Source organism: Bacteroides sp. 1_1_30, assembly GCF_020982715.1.
GTDB classification, from domain to species: Bacteria; Bacteroidota; Bacteroidia; order Bacteroidales; family Bacteroidaceae; genus Bacteroides; species Bacteroides xylanisolvens.
In genome coordinates, this window is sequence record NZ_JAJKHN010000028.1 from 13,034 (window position 1) to 24,783 (window position 11,750).

7 protein-coding genes are annotated in these 11,750 nt (G+C 41.8%); 2 read left to right on the forward strand and 5 right to left on the reverse strand.

What is annotated here, in order from left to right; translation table 11 throughout:
• Window positions 1-13: 13 nt before the first annotated feature.
• From LPH68_RS10200 to LPH68_RS10220, 5 genes are all read right to left on the reverse strand, one after another.
• Window positions 14-2,440, reverse strand: coding sequence for a polysaccharide biosynthesis tyrosine autokinase (locus tag LPH68_RS10200; RefSeq protein ID WP_151923171.1), 2,427 nt, complete (start codon window positions 2,438-2,440; stop codon window positions 14-16).
• Window positions 2,441-2,450: 10 nt separating this feature from the next.
• On the reverse strand, window positions 2,451-3,284 hold the full coding sequence (locus tag LPH68_RS10205) for a polysaccharide biosynthesis/export family protein (RefSeq protein WP_151923172.1): 834 nt from the start codon (window positions 3,282-3,284) through the stop codon (window positions 2,451-2,453).
• A gap of 47 nt (window positions 3,285-3,331) precedes the next feature.
• Window positions 3,332-5,260 carry a nucleoside-diphosphate sugar epimerase/dehydratase gene (locus LPH68_RS10210; protein ID WP_151923173.1) on the reverse strand — a complete coding sequence of 643 codons (1,929 nt, stop codon included), beginning with the start codon at window positions 5,258-5,260 and terminating at the stop codon, window positions 3,332-3,334.
• A gap of 326 nt (window positions 5,261-5,586) precedes the next feature.
• The gene (locus LPH68_RS10215) at window positions 5,587-6,177 is read right to left on the reverse strand and encodes a UpxY family transcription antiterminator (protein ID WP_004299971.1); all 591 of its coding nucleotides are present in this window, start codon (window positions 6,175-6,177) and stop codon (window positions 5,587-5,589) included.
• 254 nt (window positions 6,178-6,431) lie between these two features.
• A complete protein-coding gene (locus LPH68_RS10220; protein ID WP_004309253.1) occupies window positions 6,432-7,940 on the reverse strand; it encodes a DUF3078 domain-containing protein in 1,509 nt (502 codons plus the stop codon).
• Window positions 7,941-8,129: 189 nt separating this feature from the next.
• Between LPH68_RS10220 and LPH68_RS10225 the strand changes: the two genes are divergently transcribed.
• Both LPH68_RS10225 and yidC read left to right on the forward strand, forming a co-directional pair.
• The gene (locus tag LPH68_RS10225; protein WP_004312722.1) at window positions 8,130-9,755 is read left to right on the forward strand and encodes a CTP synthase; all 1,626 of its coding nucleotides are present in this window, start codon (window positions 8,130-8,132) and stop codon (window positions 9,753-9,755) included.
• A 57-nt stretch (window positions 9,756-9,812) separates the two neighbouring features.
• Entirely contained in the window at window positions 9,813-11,666 is a 1,854-nt protein-coding gene (gene yidC / locus LPH68_RS10230) for a membrane protein insertase YidC (protein WP_151923175.1), read from the forward strand.
• Window positions 11,667-11,750: the final 84 nt, after the last annotated feature.

Below are 11,750 nucleotides of genomic sequence, written 5' to 3' on the forward strand. Positions count from 1 at the left end.
TATCAATAGCAGTTTATTTACCCTCCCGACTTGTATGCTTCTCTCCATAACCATAGCCATAACCATAACGCTTGCCATAGCCATAATACTTGCCGTATTTACCATAACCATAATAATAGCCGTACTTCTTTTTCTGAAGATCCAAGCCGTTAATGGCGATACAGAGGTTAGGCAGTTTGTTGTTTTCCATAAGCTCATTGATCAAAGTAAACTCTGCCTTACGGGTATAATCAGCACGGCATACGTATACCGACAAATCAGCTGTGCGACCTATCAGCAAGGTATCAGTTACCATACCCACGGGGGCCGTATCCAGAATCACATAGTCAAAATTAGCCTTCAACGTTTCGATGGCTTTTTCCAAGCCGTCACGAGCCAATAATTCCGTTGGATTGGGAGGAACTGATCCGCCCGGAAGAATAAACAGATTCTTGTTTATATCGGAAGGCTGTACTAAATCCATCAGATTCTTTGTCGGATTGGTCAGAAACTGGGTAATACCATGTTCCTTTTGGGAAATATTAAAAACCTTATTCAATCCCGGTTTACGAATGTCAAGACCTACTATCACAACCTTTTTCCCTAACAAAGAAAGACTAATAGCCAAATTAGATGATACAAAAGACTTACCTTCACCACTGATGGTAGAAGTCACCAGAATCACATTCTTGCCATTTTCAAGCATAAACTGAAGATTGGTACGTACATTACGGAATGTCTCGCTCATCAAATTATTATGATTCTCAAATACAGCTATAGAACCGGACTTTTCATCCGCCAACGGGATATCGCCAATAACAGGAAGAGAAGTTAGTTTTTCAACATCAGCACGGCCCTCAATCTTGAATTTGGTCAAGCCAATCAGATAAATAATACCTACCGGAAATCCTACTCCTAATACCAAGGCGGCAAGATAGACCATCATCCTCTTAGGAGAAACCGGATTGTCGTCCGCTAACGCTTCATCAATAATCTTGGCATTATTTGCTGTAGCTGCCAAAGTGATGGCATTCTCTTCACGTTTTTGAAGTAACATCAAATAAAGACCGGCCTTAATTTCCTGCTGCCGGGCGATACTTACGAACTGGCGTTCCTGGGTCGGAGCGTCATTAATACGACGAGAATAGCGGTTCGCCTCACGGGCAAGGTCTTCTTTGGTTATCTGCAATCCTTTCAATGTAGCATCCAGCGTAGCCTGTACATTGCTCCGCATCGCACGGATACTAGTATCCAAATTTATGATCGTCGGATTATTCTCGGTTGATGTACGGAGCAAGCGCTTTCTTTCAACCAACATTTCATTATATCTGTCTATTGCACCAGCTGATGCTGCATCCTGTAATCCAATATTACTTGGCAAGACCTCATATTCATTACCTTGCATATAGCGTTGCAAATCCATCACCAAATTGATTTGAGTCTGGTTTTCCACACGTTTCTTTTCATATTCAGCATTACCGGTTAAGGCTATTTGCGCCTCACTGCTCAAATCTGTAATTCCGGCGCTACGCTTGAAGTTCTCCAAGTCTTGTTCTGTACTTCCAAGTTCCTTGGAAATAATGCCGATACGTTCGTCGATGAATTCTGCGGTTTTTTGGGCTACCTCATTCTTGTCATTATTGGCATTGATATTGTACATCTCAAGGAGTTTGTTGATGAAGTCCTTGCCACGCCGGGTATTTGAGTTCTTTAACGAAAGAACAGCTACAGAAGTAGTTTTTGATGTAGGGGCTATCGACAAAGATTTGATATATCCTTTGGCCACAGACATCGGCCGGTTTATAAAAGCTTTTATATGACGCTCTTTACTTTCCTCCTTAGCCTGATTGGTCGTCAATGTATCCTTGCTTTCAAAAAAGGCGATCGTCCCCTCATCGGTCGGAAAAACAGCAGGTAATTTATCGAATTGTTTCCGGTACTCTTTGTCTTTCACTGTTATCAACGCATCCATCCCACCATTAGGAAATAAAGTCATCTCCACTTCCATTGGTGCAGACAGTTTTTCCGCCTCCTGTGGAGTCAAGCTCACCACTACGGGCGAGGTACGGTAAAGTTCCCTATTAGGAAACTCATCTTCATCCTTATAAGTCACAAACAGTCCCAGATTATTGACCACTTCACGGGCAAGAGACTTTGATTTCAGCACCTCGATTTCATTGTCTACATTGTTCGACGAGGAAACGAAGCCGTCCAGTCCCATCTTTTCCAGTTCGGAGGACATGCTCGCACCACCGCCCTTCTTATCATCCTTGATTAAGACTGTGGCAGTTATATCATAGACAGGAGTGGCCAAACGCAGGTAGCCCCATGCGCAGGCGATACAGATTATTACAGAAACCACAAACCAAGGCCAATGGATCAGGTAACGGAAAAGGATTTCCTGAATATCCACCTGCTCTTCCGGTTGCTCACCCCGGTTCTCTCTTTTTTCCCCAATCATATCTATATTACTATTTGAAAATTGTTACTAATAAACTTGCCAATGATACCAGAATAGAAGTAGCGGAGAACCACAAGCTGGTACTGTTACCTATATCGGAGTTACGAGCTTTTGCTTTATTAGGAGTCACATAGACTATATCATTCTGCTGTAACCAATAATAAGGAGAAAGAATTGTCTCCGCCTTGTTTAAATCCAATGTCACAATTTCCTGTTTGCCATCAGCACCTTCACGAATCAGTTTTACATTGTCACGAACTCCCCAGACCGTCATGTCACCGGCCATGGCAAGAGCTTCCAACAAGTTGACTTTCTCATTGTTGATAGTAAATGTACCTGGACGGGCAACCTCACCTAATACAGAAATTTTATAGTTTACCATACGGACAGTAACTATCGGAGTCTCCTTTATGTAAGGTTTCAGTTTGTCTATTATCAGTTGTTCAGCTTCTCTTTTCGTCAGTCCACCTATTTTTAATTCACCCAGAACAGGAAAATTGATCTTGCCTTCATTATCTACCAGATAAGGTTGTAAAACAGGCTGGGTAGTCAATTGGGTGCTGGCAGTAGCCACATTGGCAGGAGTTGCCACCGTCAAGTTAAACGGAACTGCAAGTTCCGGACTAGTACATGACACTATGATAGTAAGTAAATCTTTAGGCATTATCTTGGCATCATATAAATTTTCCTGTTGATTGGTGTCCTTTACAACTCCCGCATCCTGCAAATAAGGTACTTTCTTATAAGACTGACAGGAAGCAAGCAGAAATGCCGCTATCAGGCAAGAAAACAGACTTTCATACAAGCTTCGTACATTCAAATGCGTGCGCAATGATTTATTCATATTAAATGATAATTTATTTATAGAATCTTTTGTTGATTATTTCCTATTTATTCTTTATCCAGTACTTCAAATCGCGGAGAATTTTTTGATTTGAACTCCGGAACTATTTTCTTCATCAACCGCACGGTATCCATGATCTTTACCGCACGCGACAACCTTTCAAACTCTGCATAAGTATCAAGAATATCAGTATATTCATACCGACGAACTTTGGCGATCATGATTTTCTTATTCTCTGTTGGGATCGTATTTTCTTTATCGCTCAAGACCTCTTCATAAAGCTTCTCACCCGGACGTAATCCCGTGAATTCTATTTTGATGTCTTCACCCGGACGATAGCCAGCCAATTCGATCATACGAGTCGCTAGATCAACGATCTTGACTGCTTTTCCCATCTCAAAAACAAAGATCTCATTGCCCTCACCCATTGTGGCGGCCTCCATTACCAAACGGCAAGCTTCGGGAATGGTCATGAAGAAACGAATAATATCGGGGTGAGTAACAGTCACCGGCCCACCATTCTCTATCTGTTCTTTAAAACGAGGAATGACAGAACCGTTACTACCCAATACATTACCAAAGCGGGTGGTGATAAATTTGGTATTACCTTTCACTTTTCCTTCACGGATAGCACATCCCAGACTTTGAACATAGATTTCAGCTAAACGCTTGGAACAGCCCATTACATTAGTAGGATTTACAGCTTTATCCGTAGACACCATAATCATCTTTTCAGCACCATATTCCACAGCCATATCAGCCACCTGACGAGAACCGGTCACATTGACAAGTACAGCCTCACAAGGATTTTCTTCCATCAATGGTACATGTTTATAAGCGGCGGCATGAAAGACGATTTGAGGATGATACAATTCGAATACCATACGAACGCGTTCCTTCACACGCACATCACCAATCACCGGAACAAAATCTATATTTGGATATTTTTTCTCAAACTCAAGACGGACATTATGCAAAGGTGTTTCTGCAGAGTCGAACATGATAAGTTTCTGAATTCCCATCTGCACTAATTGACGGCAAAGTTCACTACCAATACTGCCTGCCGCACCAGTCACCAACACCACTTTTCCCCTGAATTCTTCTGCAACCTGACGAAGGTTGATATTAATTTCGGCACGACCCAACAAATCCTCAATCTTAATAGGACGTACCCACTGATGAAAGTTTCCATCAGAATCCGCTTCACTGATAGTAGGAGCTATCAATGTTTTAAGTTCATTGTTTTTACAATATTCCAGAAGGCGTTTTTCTTCCAGACGGGTATCTTCATAACGGGCAAACAGAATCCCCTTAATTCCGCGCTTCCGCATGATATAATCAACATCCGATTCATTTTCAAAGTAATAAACGGGAAGATCTGCCAATCGGCGTCGGCTGTTATTTTTACCATATACATAAAAACCGGCTACTTTATAATGTGCACTATCCCTAAGACGTAACTTCAAGGCTACACTCTCTTCATTAGTACCATAAATAAGAATACGTGTGTTCTTTTTATTCACCCAATCCAATAAAAAATCATAGACGATTATCAATGATACACGAAAGGTCGTCAAGATCACTAAAGTCAATAAACCATCAAATAGAAGATAGGATATTTTATAATTATATGGCAATTGGGTCTCATATATAACTCCAAAAGAAATAATGACCAAACAGGCTATTTTAAATAAAACGGCACACATGATACGCCAAAGTTCACGTGCCTGTGAGAAACGAATTGTATTACGATAAGTATGGAATAATAAAGAGCCCGCAACACTTGCCACCAAAGAAACGCAAGCAAATTTACAGAGCATCCAGTCGGTCAGTGGAACACGCGCCATATAATGAATTACCACATAGGCGACCAACGAACATAATACAGAAATTGCCGTGTCAATACCTAAAATAACCCAATAACTGAAATAATTTTTGCGGACATATTGCACTATGTCCTTCAATGTTTTTTCCATTATAGTATAAATGAATAAAATAATATTTCGAAATTTGATTTATCTGATTGATTATGATCAGTACAAGGACTATGACTACGATTTCCATGTTGGTGTAGCCCAACAAAGAATCCCTTCATCTTTCGATACGTACATACATTTCTACACTATATCTTTTGTAAAGATATAATTCATAATACTTTATGGATTTTTATTTTTAAGAGAGGTCATCGATAAATATATCCACTGTTTGGTTACCGATGTCAGATAGACTGCCTGCTATTTTACAGACTTTCATTACATTTTTGCAGTAAAATCCCCATACCCCTATAAAATAGATTGATTACTCAATCACGTAAATCCCCATTTTCAGATACCGGCTCTACACACCCAGCCGGTATATCTACACATGCACACCCTAACATTGTCAATCGAACAGCAACTTTCGATTTCCCATTCACATGTACTAATTCCCCTTCCAATCCTGCCAATGGTCCCTTGATTACCCGTATTTTCTCTCCCGGAGCCAATGGCGATGTACTCATGCTAATCGTCTCATCCGAGTAATCGAGCATAAACTTAAATCGCAACATTTGTTGATCAGGAATAACAGCCGGAGTACTCTCCCCACGTAATACCATGTAACGGCTGATAGAAGATAAAGTCAGGACTTCTTTTTGTTCTTGCAGATCAACGTGAACGAAAATCATCATCGGAAGCAGTACCCGGTCGACAATTTTACGGCGGTCGCTCCATTGATGGACTTCTTGTTGAATTGGAAGGAAATTTTCGATCCCCATTTTCGTAAGCCGCTCACCCGTTTTTTTCTCGTGACAAATACGTACGATTGCCACCAACCAACGTTTTGAGCGCGCTACGCTGCTGCCAATCACATCTGTTGGCAGAAGATTTCGATCGTCATTTTTCTTAATGATCATGTATTTTTACCCCTCATTTTTCCATTACCCCTTAGGCAATGGATTGAATTCGGTGACAAAGATAGATAAAATTATAAATAGTAAACAAGAAAAAACGCTTTCTTTTTTTACACACAAATAGAAATATACAGTTAAGACTATCTTGGACGTGAAAAATCCGCTATCACATTGGTTCTATTTTACCACCCATATTTTATACAACATCCCTAAACAAATCAGGCGCAGAATTTCCGCGCCTGATCTCTATTTCTTACTTACCACTTATAATTGATACCGAAGCTAAGCAATTCTTTCAACTGGAAGAAGCTGTCTCCTTCAGTCGGTTTCGAGCTGTCGTCAAAACGGGTATGTATATAGAGCTTAGTAGAAAGATAACGGTTCAAAACGAAGTTGAATGTATTTTCCCATTCTACACGTGCCCAATGATAGTTGGTCAGATAATTGAGACGAGACTCTAAAGTTACTGCAGAGATGATGGTCCAGTTCAATGTAGATTGTAACTGGGAACCAAAGTCATTTTTAGAGCATTTTCCTTTGTCTAAGCCAAACTTAGTTTCGTCTACTTCAGAATTACCGATATAACGCAAGTTATAAGTCAACGGCGCCATAAACACAGAAAGATTAAATTTCTTCTTACTCAATTTATAATCCATACCGACACTGACCGCCAAATCTGCCGGAGACATGAAAGATGAAACCAATTCTTCGCTGTTAGCTTTATATCCATTGAAAAACTGTGTCTTAAACTCGGACGAAATGGTATAATACCAATTCTTGAAAGCTCTCAAACCTAATTTATTATACAAACGAAATTGGTCTGTATTGAACAGATATTTATGGTATTCATCTGACGGAGTGGAAGTCATACCTACTTTAGCTTCCAGCTGGTTCTCAAACAGCACCTTTTCATTGTCATTATAGTTGGCAAAAATCTGAAAAGTGGCTAATCCGGAGAAGTTACTTTCACCTCCCTTATACCAGTTATCCGAAAGGTGGTTCTGGCTAATCTGCAACGATCCGTTACCTCCGGTCACCCACCAGTTCGGCCGACTAATCTTCATATTGGCTTTCCCTACATTATCATCCATATTTTCCGGTTGAAACAGATGAATAACGTTTGCTTTGGGAGATATTTTCGGCTTCACATCGTGACGGAATACATCACGACTCATGATGCGGTCTTCTGTAGTGACAACCAAGTTCGGACGTTCCAAATAAAGATCCATCAATGCACTGTTCACTATTTTCTCGGCACGCTGGGTTTTGGTAAATGCCAGGGTATCATAAGGCAGAAGTTCCGCTGTCAGTTGAGGAGTGGTGTCCCATTGCATAGGCTTCCATTCCAATTTCGAATATTGTGCCATCGGAGCATAATAATATGCCAATGGTGTGAACAGACGAAAATAATCGGGATCAGACGGAATATAACGTGGCGGCACAGCCAGATCGTTCAAATAATCTAATTGCGCGACATACTTATTATATAAATAAGAAACGGTATCCAGTTTCGGAGTCGGCCCCGACATATTCAGTTTGAGCATCAAATATTTCTGAAGCTCCGCCGAAAGCGTATCTGTTTTCACGACTCTGGCTTTTGCCACAACTGTTGAAGATTTAACCGTTTTGGCAGGTTTAATCGCTTCAGGAGCAGGCTGCAGAGAGTCAGTCGGAAGTGGAGAGGGATCGACAGATTCCTGTGCAAAAAGCGATAACGATAAGATTGACAGAATAAACGCTGAACATAAAGTAGTAATTCTCATCATATTTGTCTATGGTTTAGGGTGCAAAGCTACATTATTTTGTTCAGAAATCATAGGATTCTTTTAAAATTGCATTTTTTAATAAAATTGTGGAGACGAAAGACTGTAATCTTCCTCTTTTTTTTATAATTTTGCGGTTTTTAAGTTCGTAAGAATACTACTAAGTAAACAATTATTAAAACAGTTATAGCTGTGGGAGAAACAAAGTATATTTTCGTCACCGGTGGTGTTGCCTCTTCTTTAGGAAAAGGGATCATCTCATCATCCATCGGTAAGTTGCTGCAAGCAAGAGGTTATAATGTAACCATCCAGAAGTTTGACCCGTATATCAACATCGACCCGGGAACATTGAATCCTTATGAGCACGGAGAGTGCTATGTAACCGTAGACGGACACGAAGCCGACCTCGACTTGGGACACTATGAGCGATTCCTGGGTATACAAACGACAAAGGCGAACAACATTACTACGGGACGTATCTACAAGAGCGTCATTGACAAGGAACGTCGTGGAGATTATCTGGGTAAAACGATCCAGGTGATTCCTCACATCACAGACGAGATCAAACGGAATGTAAAACTGCTTGGTAATAAATACAAGTTTGATTTTGTGATTACTGAAATCGGTGGTACGGTAGGTGACATCGAATCACTCCCCTACCTCGAAAGTATCCGTCAGTTGAAATGGGAACTCGGTAAGAACGCTCTTTGCGTACACTTGACCTATGTGCCTTATCTTGCTGCTGCCGGAGAATTGAAAACAAAACCGACGCAACATTCTGTAAAGGAACTCCAAAGTGTGGGTATTCAGCCGGATGTACTGGTACTGCGTGCCGAGCATCCGCTAAGTGACGGACTGCGTAAGAAAGTGGCACAATTCTGTAATGTAGACGATAAAGCCGTTGTGCAGTCTATCGACGCGGAAACAATCTACGAAGTACCTATCCTGATGCAGGCGCAAGGTCTGGACAGCACTATCCTCGAAAAGATGGGACTGCCGGTAGGAGAAACTCCGGGACTCGGCCCATGGCGTAAATTCCTGGAACGTCGTCACGCTGCAGAGACTAAAGAACCGATCAATATTGCACTGGTTGGAAAATACGATTTGCAGGACGCTTACAAGTCTATCCGTGAAGCTTTATCGCAAGCGGGTACTTACAATGACCGCAAAGTGGAAGTTCATTTCGTAAACAGCGAGAAACTGACAGATGAGAATGTAGCTGAAGCTTTGAAAGGTATGGCGGGCGTAATGATTGGTCCGGGATTCGGTCAACGGGGTATCGACGGCAAGTTTGTCGCTATCAAATATACACGTACACATGACATTCCGACTTTCGGTATTTGTCTGGGTATGCAATGTATTGCTATTGAGTTTGCACGCAACGTACTAGGATACGCAGATGCCAACTCACGTGAAATGGATGAAAAGACTCCGCACAACGTGATTGATATCATGGAAGAGCAGAAAGCAATCACCAATATGGGTGGTACGATGCGTCTGGGTGCTTACGAATGTGTATTGCAGAAAGGTTCGAAAGCATATCAGGCTTACGGACAAGAACATATTCAGGAACGTCACCGTCATCGCTATGAGTTCAACAATGACTATAAAGACCGATATGAAGCTGCCGGCATGAAATGTGTAGGTATCAACCCGGAATCGGATTTGGTAGAAATCGTTGAAATCCCGGCTTTGAAATGGTTTGTCGGTACACAGTTCCATCCGGAATATGGCAGTACGGTACTGAATCCTCATCCGTTGTTCGTGGCATTTGTGAAAGCTGCCATCGAAAACGAAAAAACAACGGCAAAAGGCTAACGATACGCGGTAAACGACCGGTAGTTTGTAATTTTATAATTTGTAATTAAAATAAGAATGGATAAAAACACCATCACAGGTCTCGTTCTAATAGGCATATTATTGGTAGGATTCAGCTTTTTGAGTCGTCCAAGCGAGGAACAGATAGCTGCACAAAAAAGATACTATGACTCTATTGCCGTAGTACAGCAGCAGGAGGAAGCGCTGAAGGCGAAAACAGAAGCTGCGCTGGCTAACAGCCAAAAAGAGGTTGCATCGGCTGCCGATTCTTCTACTTTGTTTTTCAATGCCTTGCATGGGACCGATTCTAAAATCAGCATCCAGAATAATGTAGCGGAAATTACTTTCGCAACAAAAGGCGGACGTGTCTATTCAGCCATGCTGAAGGATTATATGGCACAGGACAAAAAGACACCGATTATGCTGTTCGACGGTGACGATGCTTCGATGAACTTCAACTTTTACAACAAGGCAGGAGCCATCCAGACCAAAGATTATTTCTTTGAAGCTGTGAACAAGACGGACAGTAGTGTTACAATGCGTCTGGCTGCGGATAGCGCAAGCTATATCGATTTCATCTATACGCTGAAACCGGATAGCTACCTGATGAACTTTGAAATCAAAGCGACAGGCATGGAAAACAAGTTGGCAAGCACCAAGTATGTGGACATCGACTGGTCACAACGCGCCCGCCAACTGGAAAAAGGATTCACCTATGAGAATCGTCTGTCGGAACTGACTTATAAAGTAACAGGCGACAATGTGGACAACTTATCTGCTGCCAAAGATGACAGTCAGAATTTGCCGGGACGTATCGACTGGGTAGCTTTCAAGAATCAGTTCTTCTCTTCTGTATTTATTGCTGAACAGGATTTCGACAAGGTTTCCGTAAAGTCAAAAATGGAGCAGCAAGGAAGCGGATATATCAAAGATTATTCTGCTGAAATGAATACTTTCTTTGATCCGACAGGCAAAGAACCGACAGAGATGTATTTCTATTTCGGCCCGAACCACTTTAAGACGCTGAAAGCGTTGGATAAAGGCCGCGACGAGAAATGGGAACTTCACAGACTGGTTTATCTGGGCTGGCCGTTGATTCGCTGGATTAACCAGTTTATCACAATCAACGTATTCGACTGGTTATCCGGTTGGGGATTGAGCATGGGTATCGTACTGTTGATTCTGACTATCATGGTAAAAGTCGTGGTTTATCCGGCTACCTGGAAAACATATATGTCTTCTGCCAAGATGCGTGTATTGAAACCGAAAATTGACGAAATCAGCAAGAAATATCCGAAGCAGGAAGATGCAATGAAGAAACAGCAGGAGGTGATGGGTCTTTACAGCCAGTACGGGGTAAGCCCGATGGGCGGCTGTCTGCCGATGTTATTGCAGTTCCCTATCCTGATGGCTTTGTTTATGTTCGTGCCGAGTGCTATCGAGCTGCGTCAACAGAGTTTCTTGTGGGCGGACGACCTTTCTACTTATGATGCGTTCATCACATTCCCATTCCATATTCCGTTCCTGGGTAACCACCTTAGCTTGTTCTGCTTGCTGATGACGGTGACCAACATCTTGAACACGAAGTATACGATGTCTATGCAGGATACCGGAGCGCAGCCACAAATGGCGGCTATGAAATGGATGATGTACCTGATGCCGATTATGTTCTTGTTTGTCTTGAACGACTATCCGTCAGGTTTGAACTATTACTACTTCGTGTCAACGCTGATTAGCGTGGGTACTATGATTCTGCTTCGTAAAACGACCGACGAAACTAAATTGTTGGCTATTCTTGAAGCGAAAAAGAAGGACCCGAAACAAATGAAAAAGACCGGATTTGCTGCCCGCCTGGAAGCGATGCAAAAGCAACAAGAGCTACTGCAGCAGCAAAGACAGAATAAAAAATAAGGAATTATTCCTGAATCATATTCTAAGAAAGCCGGACATCCTATTTTGGTTGCCCGGCTTTCTTTCTCTAAAAAATAAAATAGG